Origin of the sequence: Kribbella sp. CA-253562, assembly GCF_050942265.1 — a bacterium.
GTDB lineage: Bacteria > Actinomycetota > Actinomycetes > Propionibacteriales > Kribbellaceae > Kribbella.
Window position 1 is genome coordinate 3,343,280 of the sequence record NZ_CP192049.1, and the last position, 22,735, is coordinate 3,366,014.

Below are 22,735 nucleotides of genomic sequence, written 5' to 3' on the forward strand. Positions count from 1 at the left end.
CGCCGAGTGGGCAGCGCCCGGTATCCTGTGCTGCGGCAGGAGCCGATCACCAAGCGTGACCAGACGTGAACCGGTTTTCGCGGCGGCACGGACGCCGGGTGGTCGAGCGAGGCTGGATGGTCTCGCGAGGAGGGGGAACCGGATGGAACCGGGCACAGTGGTCTGGCGCGACACGGCGCAGTCGTTGCTGCGCCACAAGTGGCTGATCCTCGGCTGCGTCCTGCTCGGCGTCGTCGGCGCGGCTGTCTTCTCCCTGTCCCAGACCGAGCGCTGGACGGCGTCCAGCCAGGTGGTGATCGGTCCGGCCGTGCCTCCGGCGCTGGTCGGCAAGCTGCCCACCGGCGCGGACAAGACGGGCCCGCTGGGGATGGACCTGCCGGCCGAGACACAGGCCCGGGTGATGTCCAGTCCGGCGCTGCTGCGCGAGGTGGCCAAGTCGCTGGAGCTGCCGACCAGCGACGAATCGGTGCAGTCGCTGGCCGCGGTAACCCGGGTCAAGGCGGTCACCGACAACGCGTACCTGATCATGATCGACGGCCCGACCGCCGACGAGGCGGTACGGCGAGCCAACGCGATCGCCCGGATCTACCTGGCCCAGCGCAGCAACGAGGCCAAGGCCCTGCTCACCACGCTGGCCGGCCAGGCCCAGGACCGGTCCCGGACGGCGACCGCCCAGTCGAAGAGCCTGGTCAGCCAGATCTCCGAGGCGATCGCCCGCGGCGACACCCAGACGGCGGCCGCGCTGCGCGACCAGCGGGTCGGCCTGGCGACTGAGGCCCGGCAGGCCGCCGACGACGCGTCCGCGATGCGCAAGGCGCTGTCCGGCGTCGGCGCGAGCAGCGAGCTGGTCACCCCGGCGACGAAGGACGCGGCGACCTCGTCACCGATCGTGTCCCGCGACATCCTGGTCGGCGGAATCCTCGGCCTGGTGCTCGGCTTCGGTCTGGCCCTGCTCAGCACCCATCTCAGCCCGTTCGTGCTCACCCGTGACCAGGCCGCCCGGGCCGCCGGTGCGCCGGTGATCACCGCCGCGCTGGGCAAGCGCCGGTTCTGGCGCCGGGCCGCGCCGCAGCTGCCGCCGTCCGAGCTGACCGCGCTGGGCGCCGAGGCGAGCGGTGCGCTGGCCCGCCGGGAGCTCAACCCGCGCGGCATCGGCGCGAGCGGCGCCGGCGCGCTGCTGGTCGTCTCGTCCTCCCCGACGCCGAACTCGGCCGGTATCGCGCTCGCGATGGCCGAGGCCAGCGCGCGCGACGGCCGCGAGACCCTGCTGGTGCTCGCCGACCTCGGCGGTACGCCGGTGCTGTCGCACGTCACCGACCACGAGGGCCTGACCGACCTGGTCGCCGAACCGGCGCCCACCCGCGCCGTCCGGGCCCGCAAGTTGTTCCGGCCCGGCACGGTCGCCGACCTGTACGTGCTGCCGCCCGGGTTGTCGAAGGACGAGACCGCGCTGGCCGTCGGCCCGTCGCTGGTGCCGGGCATCGTCGCCGACCTCCCGCCGGGCTACTCGGTCGTCATCCACGGCCCCGCCTCGGTCGGCCGGCACGGGATCACCCCGCTGGCGGCCGCGGTCGACGCCTCGATCCTGGTCGTCCAGGTCGGGCACGACAAGGACACCGACGTCAGCCGGCTGACCGCCGCGCTGGCGTTCGCCGGTGCGCCGGTGCTCGGCGTCGTCCTGATCGGAGCGTCGCCGCACGACGAGACGCTCGGCATCCCGCTGAACTTCAAGCCGGCCGACTCCTCGTCCACGCTGCCGATGCGCTGACGGTGCGGCGATGACCCTGACGGCGCCGGTGGTGCCGGGCACCACGACCACCAAGGTGAGCGAGAAGCCGACGCTGTTCTGGATGATCCTGTGGTGCCTGCTGGTGCTCGGCGTCCAGCCGTGGTCGTCGCGAGCCGCCGCGCCGCAGGGGACCACCGGCTCGACGAACAGCCTGATGAAGGGCGCGCTGCTCGGCGCGATCTTCCTCGTCGTTCTGGCCGCCACCCGGCCCGGCTTCCGAACCAGGATCAGCCCGGTCACCAACCTGTACGTCGTCTACGTGCTGTTCGCCACCGCGACCGGCTTCCTGCTCGCCGATCCGACCGGGCCGCTGCTGCGGCTGGCCCGGTTGATGATCGGCCTGATCCTGCTGTTCCTGCTCTGGCGACCGCTGATCCAGGTGCCCGAGCGGCTGATCCGCGCACACCTGTGGGCCCACGCGTTGCTGGCCGCGACCGTGCTGCTGAGCGTGATCTACGTGCCCGAACAGGCCTGGCGGCCGCTGTCCTCGTTCGGTACCGGCTTCCGCCTGCAAGGCGTCATCATCCCGATGCTGCCGCCGCGGGTCGGCGAGGTCGGCGCGATCATGCTCGGCCTGGCGATCGTCGCGCTGGTGGCCCGGAAACTGTCCTTCATCCCGGCCACCGCCCTGATCGGCGCGGGCCTGGTCCTGGTCGCCCTGAGCCGGACCCGTACGGCGGCCGCCGCGATCGCGTTCGGGCTGGTCCTCGCCCTGCTGCTGACCCGCAAGACCTGGATGGGCCGGATCCTGACTCTCGGCGTACCGGGGCTGGTCGGACTGATGTTCCTGGTGGTGCCGTCGCTGCACACCTGGTTGCTGCGCGGCCAGGGGACCCGGCAGATCGCCTCGCTCAGCGGCCGGACCACCAGCTGGCAGTACGTGCTGGACGAGGAGGTCTCGCTGCAGACCGCCATCATCGGCCACGGGCTGGGCAACAAACGGGTCCTGCTGCGCCGCGGTGAGGGCGACATCGACGTGATGGCGATCGACAACAGCTGGCTCGGCCTGTACTGGGAGACCGGGCTGCTCGCCGTCACGATCGTCGGGATCGCGATGATCGTCGCCTGGATCTCCGTGCTGCGCGCGCCCACGCCGTACGTGAAGGCCTGCGGCGCGGTGCTGCTCGGGTACGTCTCGGTCGCCTCGCTGAACGAGAGCGGCCTGTCCGACCTGAGCTCGATGACGCTGCACCTGCTGGTGGCGGCGGCGGTCTGTGACTCCGACCGACTACGCCAGCGGTCCAGAGCCGCCGCCCAGCAGAAACCGTACGAGCCGCTGCCGCTGCTGTTGCCGGTTCAGCAGCAGCCGAAGGTGCCGAAGCCGGGGAGCAGCCCGCGCTGAGGCAGATCACCGTTGCCGGGCGGGGCGGATGACCATTTCGTTGACGTCGACGCCGGCCGGCTGCTCGACGGCGTACGCGATGGCTTCCGCGATCGCCGACGCCGGGATCGACTCGGCCCGGTACGTCACCATCGCCTGCTGCGCGCCGGGATCGGTGATCGTGGTCGCGAGCTCGGACTCGACGACGCCGGGGGAGACGGTGGTGACCCGGATCGATGGGTCGACCTCGAGCCGCAGTCCCTCGGTGATCGCCCACGCGGCGTACTTGGTGCCGCAGTAGACCGCGGCGCTCGCGGCGACCTCGTGGGCGCCGATCGAGGCAACGGTGACGAAGTGGCCCCTGCCCTGGCGCTGGAAGACCGGCAGCGCGGCGGCGATGCCGTGCAGCAGACCGCGCACGTTGACGTCGATCATCCGGTCCCACTCGTCGACCAGCAGCCGGTCCAGTCGCGACAGCGGCATCACGCCGGCGTTGTTCACGATCACGTCGGCCCGGCCGTGCCGGTCGACCGCGGCGGCGACGAACGCCTCGACGTCGGCGCGATCGGTCACGTCGAGCGCGCGGCCCTCGATGCTGCCGCCCGCGGCGCGGACCTTGTCCACCAGGTCCGCGATCCGGTCGACCCGGCGGGCGCCGGCGACGACATGGTGGCCGATCGCGGCCAGGTGCTCGGCGACGGCGGCGCCGATGCCGCTGCTGGCGCCGGTCACCAGGACGACCTTGGGTTCTGGGGTGGTGGTGTTCATCGGGTTCTCCTGAGTTCGTCGGGGTCACCACCGATCCTCAGGCGTTCGAACGGCGCCCGGGAGACCGCCGGGTTCCTGGGAGTGCTACTACCAGGCACGCCGGCCGGACCGCTCATAGGCTGATCGGCATGGCATCGACACCGTTGGGCGACTACCTGCGCAGCCGTCGCGCGCTCGTCTCACCGGAGAGTGCGGGACTGGCCTCCAGCGGGCTGCGCCGGGTGCAGGGACTCCGTCGCGAGGAGGTCAGCCTGCTGGCCGGCATGAGCGTCGACTACTACGTCCGCCTGGAGCAGGGCCGGGAGAGCAACCCGTCCGCGCAGGTGCTCGACGCGCTGGCCGCGGTACTCCGGCTGGACGAGGACGGCCGGCTGCACCTGTTCCGGCTGGGCGGGCTCGCTCCCCGCCCGCGTTCAGCCGTGGTCACCGACCGGGTCGACCCGAACCTGCTGCAACTGCTGGATGCCTGGCCCGACAACCCGGCGCTGGTCTGCAACCGGGCGTTCGACCTGCTGGCGAGCAACTCGATCGCCGACGCGCTGTTCGGGGGCTACTCCGGCAACATGATGGAGCTGATCTTCCTGGAGCCTCGGGCGCGCCGCCTGTACGCCGACTGGCCGACCGTCGCGGTCAACGCGGTCGCCGGGTTCCGGCTCGGCCACGGTGAGGCACCCGACGACCCGCGCGTCCGGGCGGTGCTGGCGACGCTGCTGGAACGCAGCGAGGACTTCCGGCGGCTCTGGCCGCGGCACGACGCCCGCGGCAAAACGCTCGAGACGAAGCGGTTCGTGCATCCGTCGGTCGGCGAGCTGACGTTGCGGATGCAGGCCTTCGACGTACGGTCGGCGCCGGGGCAGGAACTGGTCGTCTATCACGCCGAGCCCGGCTCGAGCAGCGCCGAAGCGGTCCGCCTGCTCGGCACGCTCGCCGCCACCGCGGCTCAGGAGCAGGCTGCTACCCCGTGACGCTGTCCGTGTCGAAACCGGCGGCCTGCCACTGCTCCCAGGTCATCGTGGCGCCCTTGTAGGCGAAGCGTTCGGCGTTGCGGTCGCCGATCCGGTAGGTGTTGCGGCGGAACTGGACCGAGGCCGGCGCGGGGGAGTCCTTGTTCTCCACGACGCCGGTGCTGGCGGTCTGCTCGTCCATCACCACCTGGTTGCCCTCGATCAGTACGTCGCGCAGCACGTATCGGCCACGCGGGCCTTCACCGCGGGTGCGGGACTGGACCGAGATGCCGTTGCGGTTGGCGCGGACCAGATTGCCGACCACCTTCACGTCGGCGGACGTGTTCACGTTGATGCCGCCGCCGTCCCACAGGCTCGGCCCGGACCCACGCCCGGTGCCGAAGCCGTTGTTCTCCACCACGTTCGCCTCGATCACGCCGTTGTAGCTGATCTCGTAGCGGATCCCGTCGGCGGCGTTGTCGCGGATCCGGTTCGCGCTGATCCGCCGGTCGTACTCGGCGATGTCGCTCCACATCCCGATCCCGCGGTTGGCGACCAGGTCGTTGCCGGACACCTCGCCGGACGAGCGGGTCGACTTGATCCCGCCCGACTCCCAGTCGGCGATCCAGAAGCCGTCGGTGTTGTTGCGGGTGATCAGGTTCTCGACGATCCGCCCTTGCGCCGACCGGAACTGCCCGACGCCGAGCTGTCCGTTGTCGGCCACGGTGTTGCGGCGCACGGTGGCCCGGTCGCCCTCGATCACCATGATGCCGACGGCGTGGTTCCAGCGGACCTCGTTCGCCTCCACCGTCCAGTCGGTGCCCACCTGGACGGCACCGCCCTGCGGCCGGCTCGCGAAGTGCTCGACGGTCAGGCCGCGCACGGTCACCCGCGGCGCGGACTTCTCGATCGCGGTCTCGGTCCTCGACATCTCGAACCGGTGCCCGGCGGGATCGTCGGCGACGTACACCGCGTTGGCCGTGTAGTCGCCGTAGAACGTGCCGGGCGTCAGCGCCGCGCGGTTCATCACCCGGGTCAGATGCTTGCCGTCGGCAAACAATTGCTCACCGCGCTGACAGGGCTTGGTCCGCTCGTCCTCGCACCGCCCCTTCAGCTTGTACGGCGCGGGCAGCACGCCGCGGACGACCCAGTGCTGCCCGTCGCGCTGCCAGCCGGTCAGCGTGACCGAGCCGGTGAGCACCGCGCCCGCGCCACTGGCCAGCGTGGAGCCTTCGGTCGGGCGGATCGCGCGGGCGATCCGGTGCAGGCCCTTGCCGAAGCAAAAGGTCGAGCCTGGTGGGTTCTGGTCGATCACCTGCTGCGGATCCTGGCCCGGTGCGATCGGGACGCCGTCGCAGGCCGGCGCCGTACTGGGTCCGGTCGCGCCGAGCTTGGTGGTGGCCGCAGCCGGGAGCGCCGCGGGTGTCGGCTTCGGCTGAGGATCAGGCGTCGCCTCCGGCGCGGTGTCGGTACAGCCGACCAACAGACCCAAGGCCAGCGCAACCCCGGCGACGCGTTTCATCCATCCCCCCACACCCAGCAGCAAGTCGCCCAACTGTAGTGCTAGCTCAGGTACGTCGTGCGGGCCAGGTTGTAGGCGAGGTCCTGGGCGATCTGGAAGGCGTCGTCCTCCTCCAGCCGGTGCTGGACGACGAGACCGGCCAGGTAGCCCGCGTCGATGCGCCGGGCCAGGTCGTGGCGGGCCGGGATCGACAGGAACGCGCGGGTGTCGTCGACGAAGCCCGAGGTGTTGTAGAAGCCGGCCGTCTCGGTCACCAGCTCGCGGAAACGCCGCATTCCGTCCGGGCTGTCCAGGAACCACCACGGCGCGCCCAGCCGGACGCTCGGGTACACCCCGGCCAGCGGAGCCAGCTCGCGTGAGTACGTCGTCTCGTCGACGGTGAACAGCACCATCCGGAAGCCCTCCGCGTGCCCGAAGCGCTCGAGCACCGGACGCAGCGACCGGGTGAACTCGGTCGCCACCGGGATGTCGTGCCCCTGGTCCGGCCCGTACGTCGCGTGGATGCCCGGGTGGTGATCCCGCAGTACGCCGGGGTGGAGCTGCATGACCAGGCCGTCCTCGGCGGACATCGCGGCCATCTGGAACAGCATGTTGCCCGCGAAGGCCTGCGCGTCCTCCGGCGTCACCTGGCCGCGCAGCGCGTCGGCGTAGATCCGCTCGGCCTCGGCGTCGGTCAGCGGCGTCGCGTTCGCGCTGAAGTGACCGTGGTCGGTGGCCCGGGCGCCGGCCTCGATGAAGACCTGTCGCCGTTGGCGGAGCGCCTGCAGGTACCCGGCGTACGACGTGGTGTCGGTGCCGGCCCGTTCGCCGAGCAGGGTGATCAGGTCGCTCCAGCCGGGCCGGTCGACGTGCACGACGGCGTCCGGGCGCAGGGTCGGGACGACGCGGCCGGGCAGGTCGGCGGCGATCTTCGCGTGCGGGGCGAGGTCGTCGGTGGCCGCGTCGGTGGTCGAGAGCAGCTCGATGTTGAACGTGTCGAGCAGCGCGCGCGGGCGGAACTCCGGCTCGGCCAGGCGGGCGGAGATCTCGTCGTACAGCAGGTCGGCGGTCTCGGCCGACGGCGCCACGGTCAGCCCGAGCACCTCGGCGAACTCGTGCTCGAGCCAATAGCGGCTCGGCGTACCGGCGAACAGTTGCCAATGCGAGCAGAACTCGCGCCAGATCTCGCGCGGCTCGGCGGTCGTGGTGCCGTCGCGGCGGGGCAGGCCGAGGCGGTCGGGGGAGACGCCCTGGGAGATCAGCATGCGGGTGACGTAGTGGTCCGGTACGACGAGGAGCTCGGCGGGGTTGCCGAAGGGCTGGTCGCCGGCGAACAGCTCGGCGTCGACGTGACCGTGCAGGCACAGCAGCGGCAGGTCCTTCGTGGAGGCGTGGATCCGACGGGCGAGCTCGCGCGCCTCGCCGGCCGGGAGCGCACGGTCCGGATGGGGCTGCAGGGCCTTCGGCATTCGTTTCCTCCAGAGCGTGGACTGCAACGGCACTGCAAAGGATTGCAGTAGGCTCTGGTAAGCACAAGAGCAGGAGTTGTTGACAGCGGGTTGCAAGCGATTGCACACTCGGCGGACGCTGGATCCGGGCTGAGGTAGGAGGTGCACGTGGCAGCGACCCTTCGCGATGTCGCGCGGCTGGCCGGGGTGTCGGCCTCGACCGTGTCCCGTGCGCTGTCGCTGCCCGACCTGGTCAATCCGGCGACCCGCGCGCGGGTCCGCTCGGCCGCCGATAGCCTCGGCTACGAACCGAACAAGGCCGCCCGCGGGCTGATCACCGGCCGGACCGGAAACCTCGGGTTGGTGCTGCCGGATCTCGGCAATCCGTTCTTTCCGAGCGTGGTGAAGGGTGTGCAGGCGCGGGCCCGAGCGGCGGATGCGGCCGTGTTCGTCGCCGACACCGACGAGGACGTCGCGGCGGAGATCGGCTTGATCCGCGCGCTGGCCCAGCAGGTCGACGGTCTGGTCCTCTGCTCGCCCCGCGCCGAGGCCGACGACCTGAAGGCGATCGCTGGCGACACCACCGTCGTCCTGCTCAACCGCTTGGTGGACGATCTGCCGGCTGTGGTGTTCGACCACGAGGACGGCATGCGCCAGGCCGTCGCCCACCTCGCCGCCCTGGGCCACCGCCGCATCGCCTGGGTCGGCGGGCCGGCGGCCTCTTGGTCGAGCGATCAGCGCGGACAGGGCTTGTCCCAGGCCTCCGCCGACCACGGCGTCGAGCTGATCGAGGTCGGCCATTTCCCGCCGCACTACGACGGCGGCATGGCCGCGGCCGACCAGGTCGTCGCCACCGGCGCCACGGCGGTGATCGCCTACAACGACCTGGTCGCGATCGGCCTGCTGGCCCGCCTGCACGCGCGCGGCATCGCCGTGCCCGAGCGGATCAGCGTGGTCGGCATCGACGACATCGCCATGGCCGCGATGGCCCGCCCCGCGCTCACCACCATCCGCCTCCCCAAGGAACAAGCCGGCCGCCTCGCCGTCGAACTCCTGCTCATCCTGCTCGACAACCCCGCCACCACCCCCGAACGCCGAACCCTGCAAGGCGACCTGATGGTCCGAGCCTCCACCGCCGAGCCGCCACGATGACCCGCCCACTGTCCGAAGGGTTTGCTGATGGTGACGCCTGACGTGCTGGTCCTCGGCGAGATTCTCGTGGAACTCAGCTCGACCGAGCCCCTCGACGCCGGCACCCAGCTGACACTCAACTTCTCCGGCGACGCGCTCAACGCCGCCGCGGCGTCAGCAGCCGCCGGAGCCAAGACAGCCCGGCTCGTACTCGGCGACAAGCTTCTCGGCGCGGTCCGGCTAGGCGTCGCGGCAGCGTCCCTGTCCGTCGGCGGCCTCGGCGGCACCGGCCACGTCCCCACGCTCGACCAAATCCAGGCGCACGCCGCTACGACGGAGGTCACCGCATGAACCGCTCCGATTCGAACCGCCTGAGCCTTACCAACCTCCCCACCAAGCCCGCCGTCGACCCGAACGAGCTGACCGTCGGGATCGTGCATCTCGGTCTCGGCGCGTTCCACCGGGCGCACCAGGCGGTCTTCACCGAGCGGGCGGCGCAGCTCACCGGTGAGACCCGCTGGGGCATCGCGGGCGTCAGCCAGCGGTCGGCCGCCGTACGGGAGCAGCTCGCGCCGCAGGACGGCCTGTACGCCGTACTGACGCGGGGGACCGACTCCACCTCGATCGACGTGATCGGCAGCATCCGGGAAGTCCTGACCGCGCCGGAGGACCCGGACGCCGTGGTCGCCCGGATCGCCGACCCGCGGGTGTCCGTCGTGACGCTGACCGTGACGGAAAAGGGCTATCGAGCCGCGAACGGCGGGCTGGACCTGTCCGACCCGGAGATCCAGGCGGACCTCGCGGGCCGCCCGCCGCGCACCGTGGTCGGGCAGCTCGCGGCCGGGCTCGCGCGGCGTTCCGGCGAACCGCTGACGATCGTGTCCTGCGACAACCTAGTTGCCAACGGCCCGTTCTTGCAGCGGCTCATGCACCAGTACGCCGACGCGGCGGGCCTCGGCGGGGAGCAGTTCGAGGCGGCGGCGTTCCCGGCGAGCATGGTCGACCGGATCGTGCCGGCCACGACGGACGCCGACCGCGACGAGGCCGCGCGGCTGCTCGGCGTACGGGACGAGGCGGTGGTGGTCGCGGAGCCGTTCCTCCAGTGGGTCATCGAGGACCACTTCGCCGGTGCCCGCCCGGCGTGGGACGCGGCCGGTGCCGTCCTCACGGCGGACGTCGCGCCCTGGGAGCAGGCCAAGCTCCGGATGCTCAACGCGACCCACTCGATGCTCGCGTACCTCGGCGCGCTGCGCGGTTACGAGACCATCGCCGAGGCGGTCCGCGACGACGAACTCGCCGCGGCGGCACGCGAACTGCTCAGCGCCGACGTCGTCCCGACCCTGACTCCGCCCGACGGTCTCGACCTCACGGCGTACGGCGAATCGGTGCTCGACCGGTTCGCGAACCCGGCGCTCAAGCACCGCACCACCCAGGTCGCGATGGATGGCTCGGTCAAACTTCCGGTCCGCCTGCTCGGCACCGTCCAGGACCGCCTAACCGCCGGCGCCGAACCCCACTCGGCCAGCCTCGCCGTCGCGGGGTGGATGGTCTACGTGGCCCGCGCCACCACCGTCGACGACCCTCAGGCCGACCGCTTGAAGTCAGCCACCGCCAACGCGACGACGCCCACCGCGCTGGTGGACGCCCTCCTGGCAGTGGAAACGGTCTTCCCCGAACCCCTGCGCGAGAACCAGACCTTCCGCAGTCTGCTGATCGACCACGTCAGCACGCTGACCGCCTGACCCGCGCCCCGTCGAGGCGGGTCGCGGGGGGAGAAAGGCGGGGTGCGTCCGTGCCTGCGCCCGCCCAGGCGGGGCTCTCAGCCGGTGGTGAACTGGCTTTCGGTGTCGAAGCCCGCCTTCTGCCATTCGGTCGCGCTGAACCACTGGCCGAACTTCTGGAAGCGGTCCGCGGTCAAGCTGTCCAGTGTGTAGTTGTTGCCCTTGAGCACGACCTCGCCGGTGGGGATCGCGGCGCCGGAGTTCTGCACCATGCCGGTCGCGGCGGTGCCGACCTTCATCGTCACCTTGTTGCCGGTGACGACGACGTCGCGCAGCACGTTCAGCCCCCACGGGCCGTTGCCGCGGGTGCGGGACTGGATCGAGATGCCGTTCACGTTGTCCGCGACGGTGTTGTTACGCACCGTGACGTTCGACGACGTGTTGACGTTGATCCCGCCGCCGTCCCACAGCGACCGGCCCGAGCCGCGCCCGGTGCCGAGGCCGTTGCCGGTGATCGTGTTGTTCTCGATCACGCCGTTGCGGCCGATCTCGTACCGGATCCCGTCGGCGGCGTTGTCGACGATCCGGTTGTCGCTGAACGTGCGCCCGTCGTCGTAGGCGTCGCTCCACAGTCCGACGCCGAGATTGGCCTTGATCAGGTTGCCGCGGACCGAGCCGCCGTTGGACCAGGTGGTCTTGATGCCGCCGGACTCCCAGTCGGCGATCCAGAAGCCGTCGGTGTTGTTGCCGCTGACCTGGTTGTCGGCGATGGTGCCGTTGGTGGTGCTGTACTGCCCGACGCCGAGCTGCCCGTTGAACCGGATCAGGTTCCGCTCCAGCGTGGCGCCGTCGGCGTTGACCAGCATCGCGCCGACCGCGTGGTTCCAGCGGATGTCGTTGGCGAACACGTGCCAACCCCCACCCAGTACCACCGCGCCGGCCTGCGGTGCCGAGGCGAAGTGCTCGACGGTCAGCCCGCGCACGGTGACGCCTGCCTGCCCGCCGTCGATCGCGGTGGGAGTCTTCGACATCTCGACCGACCGCCCGGCCGGGTTGTCCCCGATCCAGACCGCATTGTTGTCGTAGTCACCGTAGAAGGTGCCAGGAACAACCAGCTCACGGGACGCGACCCGCTTCAGGTGCTTGCCGTTGACAAAGACCTGCTCGCGCAGGTGGCAGATGTTGGTGACGTTGTCCTCGCACTGCCCGATCTGGCGGTAGGGCTCCGGCAGCACGCCCTTCACGACCCAGTCGCCGCCGTCCGCGGTCCACCCGGTCAGCGGGACCGACCCGGTCAGTACGGCGCCCTGATCGCTGCCGAGCGTCTGCTTGGCCTTCGGGCGCAGCGGCCGGTCGATCCGGTGCAGCCCGGCGGCGAAGCAGATCGTGCTGCCGGCCGGGGTGTTGTCCACCACGTCGGCGGCGTTGTCGGTCGGCTTGACCAGGACACCGGAGCACGCCGGCGCCCCGGACGGACCCGGCTTCACCGGCGGGCCGGGGGTCGGGGTGGGCGTCGGGGTCGGTGTCGGAGAGGGCGTGGTCGCCTGGATCGAGGGCCGCCGCGGGATGGTCGGGATCGTGATGGTCGGCCGCTCGACGGTCGGAAGCGTGAACGTGGGGCTCGGCACGGTCGGAGTCGTCACGACCGGTTCCTGCGTCGACGCGGGCACCACGGTGGGCCGGGGCGGCGTCGGAGACGGCCCGTACGGCGCGGCGGTGAGCGCCGCGGGCGGTGTGGCGGTGGCCGGCGAGGTCATGCCTACCGCCGCCACCACGGTCGCGGTCCCGAGCGTCGTCGCGGCGAGCGCTGTCACTAGTTTGTTCATCTGGTCGGCCTCCGGGGCGTGACTGTTCCATCGGCACCCCCCGGTGCAACTACACCGGCAGACTAATACCCAGCGTGGCCTTCGCGACACATTCTGTTGCGTTTTGCCCCTATCAAGTTGCCTCAGGCGTGTACTCGGTTGCGCGGCGCAAGCATCTCCGCGGCGCGACCCGCCCGGTCAGCCGGCCAGGAAGCTGCCGGCGGTGTCGTGGCCGGCGGCGCGCCAGCCCTCGGCGGTCAGCTTGGTGCCGAACCGGCCGAACCGCTGCGCGGCGAGCCGGTCCAGCTGGTACCGGTTCCCGCTGAACACGAGCTCCCCGGCGGGCACCTCGGCACCCGAGTTCTGCACCATGCCGGTCGCCTGCGTGCCGCCGGTCATGCCCACGGTGTTCCCGGTGACGCGCACGTCGCGCAGCACATACCGGCCCCACGGACCGTCGCCCCGGGTCCGGGACTGGATCGCGATGCCGTTCACGTTGCCGATCACGGTGTTGCCGCGCACCGTCACGTTCGACGAGGTGTTCACGTTGATGCCGCCGCCGTCCCACAGCGACGTGCCCGAGCCGCGCCCGGTGCCGAAGCCGTTGCCGGTGATCGTGTTGTTCTCGATCGTGCCGTTGCGGCTGATCTCGAACCGGATCCCGTCCGCGGCGTTGGCGACGATCCGGTTGCCGCTGATCAGCCGGCCGTCGTCGGCGACGTCGGCCCACAGCCCGACGCCCAGGTTGGCCTGGATCAGGTTGCCGCTGACGGTGCCCGACGAGCGGGTCGACTTCATCCCGCCGGACTCCCAGTCGGCGATCCAGAAGCCGTCGGTGTTGTTGTGGCTGATCACGTTCCGGGTGACGTTCGCGTTCGCCGAGCTGTACTGGCCCAGGCCGAGCTGGCCGTTGTGGTGCACCAGGTTGCGCTCGATCCGGGCGTTGTCGGCGTTGACCAGCATCAGCCCGACCGACTTGTTCCAGCGGACCTCGTTGGCGCGGACCTTCCAGCCGGGGCCGGAGACCAGCGCGCCGGACTGGGCCGCGCTGGCGAAGTGTTCGACGGTCAGGCCGCGGACGGTCACGCCGGGCTGGTTCGACTCGATCGCGGTCGCGGTCTTCGCCATCTCCACCGAGCGGCCGGCCGGGTCGCTGCCGAGGTAGATCGCGTCGGCGGCGTAGTCGGCGTAGAAGGTGCCGGCCTTGACCGCGCTCTGCGATGCGACCCGGGTCAGGTGCTTGCCGTCCAGGAAGAGCTGCTCACGCAAGCTGCAGATGTTCGCGGTGTTGTCCTCGCACTGACCGGCCTTCCCGTACGCCGGCGGCAGCGCGCCACGGGTCACCCAGACGGCGCCCGAGCGCGCCCAGCTGGTCAGCGGCACGGAACCGGTGAGCACAGCGCGATCGTCGCTGGCGATGGTCTGGTTGGCCTTCGGGCGGATGGTCTGACCGATCCGGTGCAGACCCGCCGTGAAGCAGAACGTCGTACCGGCCGGGTGAGCGTTGACGACCGACTGGGCGTCGTCACCCGGCTTGATCGTGACGCCGCTGCAGGGGCCCGCGAACGCCGGTCCGGCGCTGTCCTCGCCGGGCACCGGGACGGGCTTGCCGGTGGTCGTTGCCGTGGGCTCCGAAGGCGTCGGCGTACTGGCCGGGGCCGACGGCGTGGGCTTCGGCGGCGGTACGACGGTCGGCGGCGGGCTGGTCACCGTGCCCGGCGGCCGGGTCGTGGCCGGCGCGGTCGGAACAACGGTCGGCTTCCGCGTCGGCCGCTGCGACGGAAGGATTCCCGTGCCGCCGCCGGCGTTCTGGTCGGTGGCGCGTAACTTCCCCGCGGTGGCCGCGTTCTTCTGGTGAGAGACGACGGGGTAGGCGACTGCACCGGCAGCCAGGGCGGTGGCGACAACACCTGCGAGCAGCAGCCGCTTGGACGACGTCCTTCTCGAAGCACCCTCCGGGATATCGGCGCGCGGTACAACTTCCCCCGGGTGCGGCCCCACGAACCAGTTGTCACCACCGCGACACATCTAAGGTGGTGCCATGCGGGTCGCCATGTTGCACAACCGTTATCGTTCCGGTCAACCCAGTGGCGAGAACACGGTCGTCGATCAAACAGCTGATTTCCTGCGCAGCTCAGGACATAGTGTCGAGCTGTACGAGCAGCACAGCGACACGATCGCCGAGATGTCAGGAAAAGATCGCGCGCTGTTACCGTTCCGCTCCGTCTGGTCATTTTCGGCCGAACGCGATTTGACGTTCCGCTTACAGCAACGGCGTCCAGAGATCGTGCACGTGCACAACACGTTCCCGCTGTGGAGCCCGTCGGTGCTGCGCGCGACCCGGAAGGCCGGTCTTCCGGTCGTCGCCACCCTGCACAACTTCCGCCTGATGTGCGCGAACGCCGTACTGCAGCGCGACGGGCGTCCGTGTGAGTCCTGCGTCGGCAAGATCCCGTGGCGGGGAGCGGTGCACGGCTGCTACCGCGAGTCGACCGTGCAGAGCCTTCCGCTGGTCGCCGGAATCACCGCCCATCAGGGCCTGCGCACCTGGCAGCGCTACGTCACGACGCTGATCGCGCCGTCGGAGTTCGTCCGTTCCCGGTACGTCGCCGGCGGGTTCCCGGCGGACAAGATCGTCGTCAAACCGCACGCGGTCGCGTTCGCCGGGCAGGTCCGGACCGGTCCCGGCGAGGCTGTCGTTTTCCTCGGCCGGCTCACCGAGGACAAGGGCTTCGCCGATCTGCTCGAGGCCTGGGACTCCTCCCTCGGGCAGCTGGTCGTCGTCGGCGACGGGCCGTTGCGCGCGGCGGCCGACGCCCGCGCCGCGGTCGATCCGTCCGTCCGCGTGCTCGGAGCGTTGCCCTGGGCCGAGAGCATGGACGTCGTCCGGAGCGCCCGCGCCGTCGTCGTACCGGCACGTTCGTACGAGGCCTTCGGGCTGGTCGTGGTGGAGGCGTTCGCGCACGGCGTACCGGTGGTCGCGTCCCGGATCGGCGCCCTGGCCGAGCTCGTCGACGACGGCGTGACCGGTGCGCTGGCCGAACCGGGCAATCCGGTCTCGTTGCGATCGGCATTGCGGTTGGTCACTGATCCGGTGACTTCGGTAACCTGCGGCGAGCGAGCCCGCCAGGTCTATCTGAAGCGCTTCACCCCGGAGCGCGATCTGGCGGCCACGGAGAGGATCTACGCCGATGCGATCGCGCGGCACGCGGCCGGCCAGTGAAGCGGCCGCCTGCCCCAGGAGTACCTGCCGGAGCAGCGATCGCCGAGCGAGCCTGGGCCTGAACCGAGCACGCGGTATAAAGTGCGCGGAGGCGTGGGGGGTTACGTCGACTGCCGGCGGGGACCGGCGGCCGGAAGAGTCCGCGGGGGCTCAGTGGGGGAGCGCAGGGTGCCGCAACGCATCGGTTATCTGACCGGGGTCTTCGACCTGTTCCACGTCGGTCATCTCGACGTGCTGGAACAGGCCCGGCAGCAGTGCGACCGGCTCGTGGTCGGCGTGCTCACCGACGACTGGGCGCTGCAGGCGTGGGGTGCGCGGCCGTTCGTCCCCGTGGTCGAGCGGAGGCAGATCCTCGAGCAGCTGCGTTGCGTGGACGAGGTGGTCGTGGTGGACGGCGTCGAGGCCGACTGGCTGACCGGCGTACTGGGGGTACGGACCGTGTTCGCCGCTGACGGGACCGACGGAGTGCTGGCCGCTGACGAGCTGGACGGGGTTCCCGCCGGCCTGATCAGCGAGCTGTCCAGCCGCCGCGCTTCCCGCAGCCAGATCCTGCGCGCCGCGATCGACCAGCGGCAGTCGCGCAGCTCCGTCGCATGAGCCGCCGGTCGTACGGCGACGTGGTCGCCGAACTCGTGCGCGCACAGAAGCCGTCCGCCGGTACGCCGGTGTACTCGCGTTTCGTGAACCGCAAACTCGGCCGCTACCTGGCCGCCGGTGCCTTCCTGCTCAACCGGACGCCCAACCAGGTCAGCCTGACCAGCGGCTTGTGCTCGCTGATCGGCATCGTGCTGATCGCCACGGTCGAGCCGAGTGTGCCGCTCGCGCTGGTGGTCACCGCGCTGCTGGTGCTCGGCTACGCGCTCGACTCGGCCGACGGTCAGCTGGCCCGGTTGCGCGGTGGTGGTTCGCCGCTCGGCGAGTGGCTCGACCACATGATCGACTGCGTGAAGATCGCCTTGCTGCACTCGGCGGTGCTGATCTCGCTCTACCGCTTCGATGCCTTCAGCAACGAACTGGTGCTGCTGGTCCCGCTGGCGTACCTGTGCGTGTCGGCGGTGATGTTCTTCGGGCTGATCCTGATCGACCAGCTGCGCCGCCGGCACGGGGCCTCGACCGCCAACGCGCGCGGCGACTCGGTGCTGAAGTCGCTGGTGATCGCGCCGACCGACTACGGGATCCTCTGCCTGGTCTTCCTCACCTTCGGGTGGCCGACAGTGTTCACCGCTCTGTACGGGCTGATGCTGCTGGCGAACCTGCTGTTCCTGCTGGCCGCGATCGCGAAGTGGTACCGGGAGATGGCGGCGCTGCAGCCGGTCCCGGCCGCGCCGGTGCAGGGCTGATGGGTGTCGTCGGGTACGCCCCGGGCGTCTACGACATGTTCCACATCGGCCACCTGAACATCCTGCGCCGGGCCCGGGAGCACTGCGACCACCTGATCGCGGGCGTCGTCGAGGACGACGTCGTGACCCGGATCAAGGGCCGGCCGCCGGTCGTACCGCACGACGAGCGGATGGAGGTCGTGCGCGCGATCGGCATCGTCGACGAGGTGGTCGAGGACTGGTCCAGCGACAAGTTCGAGTTGTGGAAGCAGTTGCGCTACGACGTGCTGTTCAAGGGTGACGACTGGAAGGGCACCGAGAAGGGGCTGCGGCTGGAGAAGCTGCTCGGCGAGGTGGGGGCCCGGGTGCACTACTTCCCGTACACCGCGTCGACCTCCAGCACGGACCTGCGCAGGCTGCTGGAGGGGACCCTATGACGGACCCAGCGACGGATCCTGTGACGGATTCCGCGACCGGCGGGACGGATTCGCCCCCGGCCGGTGGCCGACCGGCGCGGCGGAAGATCCTGGTCAGCGCGTACGCCTGCCGGCCCAAGGGTGGGTCGGAGCCGGGCGCGGGATGGGCGTGGGCCAAGGCGGCCGCGCAGGACCACGACGTCTGGCTGCTGACCCGCGGCAAGTTCGCGCACGAGATCGCCGAGGAACTCGCGGTCCGGCCGGTGCCGGGGCTGACCGTCGTACCGCTGGAGCTGTCGAAGTTCCTGCTCAAGCTGCGGCGCCGGCCCGCGGACGTGTACTGGTACTACCCGTTGTGGCAGCGCAAGGCCGGGCGGAAGGCGGAGCAGTTGCACCGCGAGCTGTCGTTCGACGTGATCCACCACCTCACGTTCGCGGTCGACTGGATGCCGGCGGGCGTCGTGCGGCGGACGACGGCGAAGGTGATCTGGGGCCCGATCGGTGGATCGACCGCCGTGCCGCTGTCGATGGCGCACTGGCTGGGCACCAAAGGTCTGGTCGGGGAGCTGGTCCGGCGCGTGTGGACCGGGGCCGCCCGGCAACTGATCGGCCGGCAGCTGGCGCAGCAGGCCGACCTGGTGATTGCCCAGAACAACGATGTGGCCGAGGTCTTCGGTCCGCACGCCCACGAGATCGTCGTCCAGCCGAACGTCGCGATCCGGCGCTTCGCGAGTGCGTCGGGCCCGTACGAGCCGTTCGGCGGGCCCGGGGTGAAGACCGCGCTGTTCGTCGGCCGGCTGATCCCGTGGAAGGGTCTGCTGCTCGCGATCAGCGCGCTGGCGCGTCCCGAGGCGGCGGGCTGGGAGCTCCGGGTCGTCGGCGACGGCCCCGACTGGCGCCGCGCCGAACGCCTCGCCGAGCAGCTGGGCGTCCGCGACCGCGTCGAGTTCACGGGTCAGCTCCCGCGGGAGGACGTCCTGGCCGCGCTGCTGCGCGCCGACGCACTTCTCGCGCCCGCCCTGCGCGAAGCAGCCGGCTGGGCGGTCACCGAAGCGCTGGCCAGCGGCTGCCCGGTCGTCTGCGTCGACCGCGGTGGCCCGTCGGTCATCGTCGGTCCTGACGAAGGCGTTGTGGTCGATTGGCGAGGCGACGTGGTCGGCGGACTGGCCAAGGGCCTGGCGTCGCTCAAGGGCCGGATCACCCCCGTCGACCGCTGGGGCCCGGATCGCCTGCCCGCGTTGCTCGCCCGCTGGTACGCCGACGCGCGGGTCTCGAACTCCTGAGCGTACGCCGACGCGCTGGTCACCAGATCCTGAGCGTCAAAGGGACTCCGACTCGCCGATCACCGTGAGCCTGGCGGCAGCGGCGAGCCGGCGCGCGAGCTCGACGTCGTCCCGCCGGGTCTCGACGTACACCCGGAAGCCGGTCGGGCCCGGCTCGAGGTCCCACAACGTCGACGCGTTGACGGCCAGGGCGACGCCGGCATGCTTGGCCTCGCCCCGGATTCCCGGGCCAGGCGGCCACCAGCAGTCGTCCCAGTACACCAACGTCCGGGCGGGCGCGGGTGCGATCAGGTCCCAGGAGAAGTCACTCGGCGGAAGGCCTCCGACGTACACGCGGACGGGCACCGGCGGCAGGTCGGCGCATCGGGCCAGAGCGGCGGTGTCGGTCGGTTCGACCCACAGGTAGACGCCCTCCGGACCACCGACCCCGATCCGCTTCCGTCCGTCGGGCACCAGCAGCGGTTCGAGCTCCGCCGCCATCGCCGGCGGCAGGAGGAACTCCGTGGTGGTTCGGCCGACAGTTGCCGCCGACAACCAGTGCTCGAGCGAGTGACTGTCGGTCTCGCACTCGACGTCCACCTGAACCCGGTCAGGCGCTCCGTTGAGTCCCAGCAACCGGTCGACCACCGGCATCGCGTCAACGAGATCGGTGCCGGTGGCCACGAGGTGATAGGCCGAGTCACTCACCCGGCGACTCTACCGAGGGGGCGCGCCCCAGAGCCGGTGCTGCCCGGGTCCGGTGCACCTGGGGCCGCCGTAGCCGGACACGGTGCACCCGGGAGCCGGCGTACGCCGGGAGCCGGGGCAGCCGGGAGGCGGTGCAGCCGGGAGGCGGTGCACCCGAGAGCCCGTGCACCCCGGGAGGCGGTGCAGCCCGGACCCCCGTGCAGCCGGGATCCCGTGCACCCGGATCCGGCGCGCCCCGGGGCCGGCGTAGCGACCTCGATCGCGCCCTGACGTCTGCGACGCCTCCGCCTCAGTCCCGTGCGGTTTTGCCCGGCAGGGCGAGCATGCGGTCGAGCGCGATCTTGGCGTAGTGCTCGGTGTCGGCGTCGACCTTGATCGGGTTGACGACGTGGCCCGCGACCAGGTTCTCCAGGGTCCAGACGAAGTGCGGCAGGTCGATCCGGTTCATCGTCGCGCAGTAGCAGACGGTCTTGTCGAGGAAGACGATGTTCTTGTCGGCGTGCTGCTTGGCCAGCCGCTGGACCAGGTTGAGCTCGGTGCCGACCGCCCACGACGTACCGGGCTCGGCCTCGTCGAGGACCTTGATGATGTACTCGGTCGAGCCGACCAGGTCCGCCTTGGTGACGACCTCGTGGCGGCACTCGGGGTGGACCAGGACCTTCACCCCGGGAACGCGCGCGCGGACGTCGTCGACCGACTCCGGAGTGAACCGGCCGTGCACCGAGCAGTGCCCGCGCCACAGGATCATCTTCGCCGCCGCGAGCTGCTCACGCGTCAGGCCGCCGCCCGGCTTGTGCGGGTCGTAGACGACGCACTCGTCCAGGCTGATGCCCATCTTCAGCACCGCGGTGTTGCGGCCGAGGTGCTGGTCGGGCAGGAACAGCACCTTCTCGCCCTGCTGGAAGGCCCAGTCGAGCGCCACGTCGGCGTTGCTCGACGTACAGACCGCGCCGCCGTTGCGGCCGCAGAACGCCTTGATGTCGGCGCTGGAGTTCATGTAGGTGACCGGCACGGTGACGTCCGCGACCCCGGCGTCGGCGAGCGCGTCCCAGGCCGCCTCGACCTGCTGGATCCGGGCCATGTCGGCCATCGAGCAGCCGGCCGCCAGGTCGGGCAGGATCACCGTCTGGTTGTCGTTGGTGAGGATGTCGGCGGACTCGGCCATGAAGTGCACACCGCAGAACACGATGTACGGCGCGTCCGGCCGGTTCGCCGCGTCCCGGGCGAGCTTGAACGAGTCACCGGTGACGTCCGCGAACTGGATCACCTCGTCGCGCTGATAGTGGTGACCGAGCACGAACACCTGGTCCCCTAGCGCGGCCTTGGCCTTCTGCGCCCGCTCGACCAGGTCCGGGTCGGAGGCCGGCGGCAGCGCCCCCGGGCACTCGACGCCACGCTCGGAGTGCGGGTCGGTGTCGCGGCCCAGGAACAGCAGCGGAAGAGATTTCGCGCCTTCGGCAATCGTCGTCACGTCAACATCGTCGCACGCCGGGGCCGCCGGACCGCGTGGTTCACGTCACTGCCCAGAATGCGAAACCACCGAACCTCCCCGTGCCCGGTCGTCGCCTGTGCAAGCATCGGGAGATGGCAGACGTCATCGTCGTCGGAGCCGGACTCGCGGGGCTGAACTGCGCCCTGACGCTGCAGCAGCGCGGGCTGGAGGTCACGGTCCTGGAGGCCGGCGACGCGGTCGGCGGGCGGGTGCGCACGGACGTCATCGACGGTTACCTCTGCGATCGCGGCTTCCAGCTGCTCAACCCGGCCTATCCCGCCGTACGCCGGTACGTCGACCTGACCGCGCTCGACCTGCACGCGTTCGCTGCCGGAGTCGCGGTCGCCGGTGCTGCCGGTACGACGGTCGTCGCGGATCCCCGGCGGAGCCCGGGCCTGATCGGCAGGTCGCTCGCGAGCGGTTACGTGCAGCCCAAGGAGCTGACCCGGCTCGCCGTGTGGGCGGCGCCGGCGCTCGGGCCGGTCCACCGCTTGCTCGCTGACGCGGAGCGGGCAGATCTGCCGCTGCGGGAGTCGTTCGACCGGGCGGGCGTGGAGGGACGGGTACGGCGGGAGATCCTCGAGCCGTTCCTCGCCGGGGTGCTGGCGGAGGACAACGGGTCGAGTTCAGCGGCGTTCGCGCGGCTGCTGGTGCGGAGCTTCCTGCTCGGGACGCCCGCGCTGCCGGCGGGCGGGATGCGGGCCCTGCCTGAGCAGTTGGCGGGGCGGCTGCGGGAGCCGGTGCGGCTGGGAATCGGCGCGACGGCGGTCCGGCCGGTCGACGGGGAAGTGGTGGTCGGAACCGGCGAGGGCGAGCTGCGAGCCCGGGCCGTGGTGGTGGCCACGGATCCGTCGTCGGCGACCGAGCTCGTACGGGTGCGGGCGCCCCGGATGAAGGGGCTGAGCACGTACTGGTTCGCGACCGACGAGCCGCCGCGCACGGACAAACTGCTGGTGGTCGACGGGCGGCGGGACGGGCCGGTGGTCAACACGGCGGTGATGTCGAACGTCGCACCGTCGTACGCGCCGCCGGGCCGGCACCTGATCCAGGCGACCACGCTCTGGCCGAGCGACGCGGTCGAGAGCGACGTGCGGATCCAGCTGACCCGGATGTACGGGCGATCGGCCGGCGTCTGGGAACTCGTCGTACGGCATGACGTCGCGGAAGCGCTGCCGCACCAGCCGCCGCCGCTCGACGTCCGGCATCCGGTCGATCTCGGTGAGGGACGCTTCGTCGCCGGTGACCATCGGGACACCGCTTCGCTGCAAGGTGCGCTGGTGTCCGGCCGCCGGGCGGCGAACGCCGTCACCGCGTATCTGGCGTAGTCGGCGGTTCTGGGGGTATCAGTCGCGAGGCGGGTCGAAGTACACGCCGTCGACCCCGTACGCCGTGGGCAGCAACGGTCGGTGATTGGCGATCACGGTCAGCTCGGCCGCCTCCGCGGCGGTGAACCACCCGACCTCGGTCACCTCGTCGGACAGCCCGGCCGTGCCCTCGACCACCTCCGCGCGGAAGAGCACGCCGAGGATCTGGACGCGGTTGCCGTCCGGGTAGACCACGACGATGTCCGGGTTCGAGTAGACGCCGAGCAGGTCGGTGGCGCGGACCCGCAGCCCGGTCTCCTCGAACACCTCCCGCTCCGCCGTCTCGGCCGGTCGCTCGCCGGCGTCGATCCCACCACCCGGCAAGCACCACTCCCCGTTGTCGCTCCGCTGCGTCAATAACAGCCGGTCCCCGTCGAGCACCGCCGCCGCGGCCCCTGCCCGCAACGCGGCGCTCGCACCGATCCGTACGCCGTACTCGTGTGTGGTCGTCAACGCCCCTCCAAGCTCGTGTGAAGTCGCCATCGCCCGTCGAGGCTTCTGCATGGTCGTCATCGCCCCTCCA

General features: G+C 71.1%; 21 protein-coding genes. 13 read left to right on the forward strand and 8 right to left on the reverse strand.

What is annotated here, in order from left to right; translation table 11 throughout:
* The first annotated feature begins 142 nt into the window (after window positions 1-142).
* Window positions 143-1,768: a Wzz/FepE/Etk N-terminal domain-containing protein gene (locus tag ACQPXM_RS15895; protein ID WP_432949242.1), complete on the forward strand. Its 1,626-nt coding sequence runs from the start codon at window positions 143-145 to the stop codon at window positions 1,766-1,768.
* Between the two features lie 10 nt (window positions 1,769-1,778).
* Window positions 1,779-3,131, forward strand: a complete 1,353-nt coding sequence (locus ACQPXM_RS15900; RefSeq protein ID WP_432949244.1) for an O-antigen ligase family protein — start codon at window positions 1,779-1,781, stop codon at window positions 3,129-3,131.
* A 6-nt stretch (window positions 3,132-3,137) separates the two neighbouring features.
* On the opposite strand, the gene ACQPXM_RS15905 is transcribed toward ACQPXM_RS15900, so the two are convergent.
* Entirely contained in the window at window positions 3,138-3,878 is a 741-nt protein-coding gene (locus tag ACQPXM_RS15905; RefSeq protein WP_432949246.1) for an SDR family oxidoreductase, read from the reverse strand.
* 128 nt (window positions 3,879-4,006) lie between these two features.
* Here ACQPXM_RS15905 and ACQPXM_RS15910 point away from each other — a divergent pair, with 128 nt between their 5' ends.
* A complete protein-coding gene (locus ACQPXM_RS15910; protein WP_432949248.1) occupies window positions 4,007-4,843 on the forward strand; it encodes a helix-turn-helix domain-containing protein in 837 nt (278 codons plus the stop codon).
* Here the strand turns inward: ACQPXM_RS15910 and ACQPXM_RS15915 are convergent.
* Window positions 4,833-6,344: a right-handed parallel beta-helix repeat-containing protein gene (locus ACQPXM_RS15915; protein ID WP_432949250.1), complete on the reverse strand. Its 1,512-nt coding sequence runs from the start codon at window positions 6,342-6,344 to the stop codon at window positions 4,833-4,835. The two genes, ACQPXM_RS15910 and ACQPXM_RS15915, sit on opposite strands and share 11 nt — an antisense overlap.
* 41 nt (window positions 6,345-6,385) lie before the next feature.
* On the reverse strand, window positions 6,386-7,792 hold the full coding sequence (gene uxaC, locus ACQPXM_RS15920; protein WP_432949252.1) for a glucuronate isomerase: 1,407 nt from the start codon (window positions 7,790-7,792) through the stop codon (window positions 6,386-6,388).
* Window positions 7,793-7,939: 147 nt separating this feature from the next.
* On the opposite strand from uxaC, the gene ACQPXM_RS15925 reads away from it, so the two are divergent.
* Genes ACQPXM_RS15925 through ACQPXM_RS15935 form a run of 3 tightly spaced genes read left to right on the forward strand, consistent with a single transcriptional unit; the run spans window position 7,940 to window position 10,644 of the window.
* Window positions 7,940-8,923 carry a LacI family DNA-binding transcriptional regulator gene (locus tag ACQPXM_RS15925; protein ID WP_432949254.1) on the forward strand — a complete coding sequence of 328 codons (984 nt, stop codon included), beginning with the start codon at window positions 7,940-7,942 and terminating at the stop codon, window positions 8,921-8,923.
* Between the two features lie 27 nt (window positions 8,924-8,950).
* On the forward strand, window positions 8,951-9,253 hold the full coding sequence (locus ACQPXM_RS15930) for a hypothetical protein (RefSeq protein WP_432949256.1): 303 nt from the start codon (window positions 8,951-8,953) through the stop codon (window positions 9,251-9,253).
* On the forward strand, window positions 9,250-10,644 hold the full coding sequence (locus ACQPXM_RS15935) for a mannitol dehydrogenase family protein (protein WP_432949258.1): 1,395 nt from the start codon (window positions 9,250-9,252) through the stop codon (window positions 10,642-10,644). Before ACQPXM_RS15930 ends, ACQPXM_RS15935 begins: the two co-directional genes overlap by 4 nt.
* 77 nt (window positions 10,645-10,721) lie before the next feature.
* Here the strand turns inward: ACQPXM_RS15935 and ACQPXM_RS15940 are convergent, their stop codons facing one another.
* Together ACQPXM_RS15940 and ACQPXM_RS15945 are read right to left on the reverse strand one after the other, a co-directional pair.
* Window positions 10,722-12,449 carry a right-handed parallel beta-helix repeat-containing protein gene (locus ACQPXM_RS15940; protein WP_432949260.1) on the reverse strand — a complete coding sequence of 576 codons (1,728 nt, stop codon included), beginning with the start codon at window positions 12,447-12,449 and terminating at the stop codon, window positions 10,722-10,724.
* A gap of 177 nt (window positions 12,450-12,626) precedes the next feature.
* The gene (locus ACQPXM_RS15945; RefSeq protein ID WP_432949262.1) at window positions 12,627-14,024 is read right to left on the reverse strand and encodes a right-handed parallel beta-helix repeat-containing protein; all 1,398 of its coding nucleotides are present in this window, start codon (window positions 14,022-14,024) and stop codon (window positions 12,627-12,629) included.
* 16 nt (window positions 14,025-14,040) lie between these two features.
* On the opposite strand from ACQPXM_RS15945, the gene ACQPXM_RS15950 reads away from it, so the two are divergent.
* From ACQPXM_RS15950 to ACQPXM_RS15975, 6 genes are all read left to right on the forward strand, one after another.
* Window positions 14,041-14,286: a hypothetical protein gene (locus ACQPXM_RS15950; protein WP_432949264.1), complete on the forward strand. Its 246-nt coding sequence runs from the start codon at window positions 14,041-14,043 to the stop codon at window positions 14,284-14,286.
* Window positions 14,287-14,469: 183 nt separating this feature from the next.
* Complete coding sequence (locus ACQPXM_RS15955) at window positions 14,470-15,651, forward strand: glycosyltransferase family 4 protein (RefSeq protein ID WP_432949266.1); 1,182 nt, start codon at window positions 14,470-14,472, stop codon at window positions 15,649-15,651.
* Between the two features lie 168 nt (window positions 15,652-15,819).
* On the forward strand, window positions 15,820-16,248 hold the full coding sequence (locus ACQPXM_RS15960) for an adenylyltransferase/cytidyltransferase family protein (protein WP_432949268.1): 429 nt from the start codon (window positions 15,820-15,822) through the stop codon (window positions 16,246-16,248).
* On the forward strand, window positions 16,245-16,991 hold the full coding sequence (locus ACQPXM_RS15965; RefSeq protein ID WP_432949270.1) for a CDP-alcohol phosphatidyltransferase family protein: 747 nt from the start codon (window positions 16,245-16,247) through the stop codon (window positions 16,989-16,991). Before ACQPXM_RS15960 ends, ACQPXM_RS15965 begins: the two co-directional genes overlap by 4 nt.
* Entirely contained in the window at window positions 16,991-17,407 is a 417-nt protein-coding gene (locus tag ACQPXM_RS15970) for an adenylyltransferase/cytidyltransferase family protein (protein ID WP_432949272.1), read from the forward strand. The genes ACQPXM_RS15965 and ACQPXM_RS15970 overlap by 1 nt, the downstream gene beginning before the upstream one ends.
* 20 nt (window positions 17,408-17,427) lie before the next feature.
* Entirely contained in the window at window positions 17,428-18,669 is a 1,242-nt protein-coding gene (locus ACQPXM_RS15975; RefSeq protein WP_432949274.1) for a glycosyltransferase family 4 protein, read from the forward strand.
* A gap of 36 nt (window positions 18,670-18,705) precedes the next feature.
* Here ACQPXM_RS15975 and ACQPXM_RS15980 read toward each other — a convergent pair whose 3' ends face one another.
* Together ACQPXM_RS15980 and nadA are read right to left on the reverse strand one after the other, a co-directional pair.
* Window positions 18,706-19,356: a hypothetical protein gene (locus ACQPXM_RS15980; protein ID WP_432949276.1), complete on the reverse strand. Its 651-nt coding sequence runs from the start codon at window positions 19,354-19,356 to the stop codon at window positions 18,706-18,708.
* A gap of 289 nt (window positions 19,357-19,645) precedes the next feature.
* Window positions 19,646-20,827, reverse strand: a complete 1,182-nt coding sequence (gene nadA, locus ACQPXM_RS15985) for a quinolinate synthase NadA (protein ID WP_432949278.1) — start codon at window positions 20,825-20,827, stop codon at window positions 19,646-19,648.
* A gap of 113 nt (window positions 20,828-20,940) precedes the next feature.
* On the opposite strand from nadA, the gene ACQPXM_RS15990 reads away from it, so the two are divergent.
* Window positions 20,941-22,173 carry an NAD(P)/FAD-dependent oxidoreductase gene (locus ACQPXM_RS15990; RefSeq protein WP_432949280.1) on the forward strand — a complete coding sequence of 411 codons (1,233 nt, stop codon included), beginning with the start codon at window positions 20,941-20,943 and terminating at the stop codon, window positions 22,171-22,173.
* An 18-nt stretch (window positions 22,174-22,191) separates the two neighbouring features.
* Here ACQPXM_RS15990 and ACQPXM_RS15995 read toward each other — a convergent pair whose 3' ends face one another.
* On the reverse strand, window positions 22,192-22,665 hold the full coding sequence (locus ACQPXM_RS15995) for an NUDIX domain-containing protein (protein ID WP_432949282.1): 474 nt from the start codon (window positions 22,663-22,665) through the stop codon (window positions 22,192-22,194).
* Window positions 22,666-22,735: the final 70 nt, after the last annotated feature.

What these genes read in the sequence shown, in the direction of transcription:
- ACQPXM_RS15895 (WP_432949242.1), top strand. Translation starts at nt 143, where the DNA reads ATGGAACCGGGCACAGTGGTCTGGCGCGACACGGCGCAGTCGTTGCTG.
- ACQPXM_RS15900 (WP_432949244.1), top strand. Translation starts at nt 1,779, where the DNA reads ATGACCCTGACGGCGCCGGTGGTGCCGGGCACCACGACCACCAAGGTG.
- ACQPXM_RS15905 (WP_432949246.1), bottom strand. Translation starts at nt 3,878, where the DNA reads ATGAACACCACCACCCCAGAACCCAAGGTCGTCCTGGTGACCGGCGCC.
- ACQPXM_RS15910 (WP_432949248.1), top strand. Translation starts at nt 4,007, where the DNA reads ATGGCATCGACACCGTTGGGCGACTACCTGCGCAGCCGTCGCGCGCTC.
- ACQPXM_RS15915 (WP_432949250.1), bottom strand. Translation starts at nt 6,344, where the DNA reads ATGAAACGCGTCGCCGGGGTTGCGCTGGCCTTGGGTCTGTTGGTCGGC.
- uxaC (WP_432949252.1), bottom strand. Translation starts at nt 7,792, where the DNA reads ATGCCGAAGGCCCTGCAGCCCCATCCGGACCGTGCGCTCCCGGCCGGC.
- ACQPXM_RS15930 (WP_432949256.1), top strand. Translation starts at nt 8,951, where the DNA reads ATGGTGACGCCTGACGTGCTGGTCCTCGGCGAGATTCTCGTGGAACTC.
- ACQPXM_RS15935 (WP_432949258.1), top strand. Translation starts at nt 9,250, where the DNA reads ATGAACCGCTCCGATTCGAACCGCCTGAGCCTTACCAACCTCCCCACC.
- ACQPXM_RS15940 (WP_432949260.1), bottom strand. Translation starts at nt 12,449, where the DNA reads ATGAACAAACTAGTGACAGCGCTCGCCGCGACGACGCTCGGGACCGCG.
- ACQPXM_RS15955 (WP_432949266.1), top strand. Translation starts at nt 14,470, where the DNA reads ATGCGGGTCGCCATGTTGCACAACCGTTATCGTTCCGGTCAACCCAGT.
- ACQPXM_RS15965 (WP_432949270.1), top strand. Translation starts at nt 16,245, where the DNA reads ATGAGCCGCCGGTCGTACGGCGACGTGGTCGCCGAACTCGTGCGCGCA.
- ACQPXM_RS15970 (WP_432949272.1), top strand. Translation starts at nt 16,991, where the DNA reads ATGGGTGTCGTCGGGTACGCCCCGGGCGTCTACGACATGTTCCACATC.
- ACQPXM_RS15990 (WP_432949280.1), top strand. Translation starts at nt 20,941, where the DNA reads ATGGCAGACGTCATCGTCGTCGGAGCCGGACTCGCGGGGCTGAACTGC.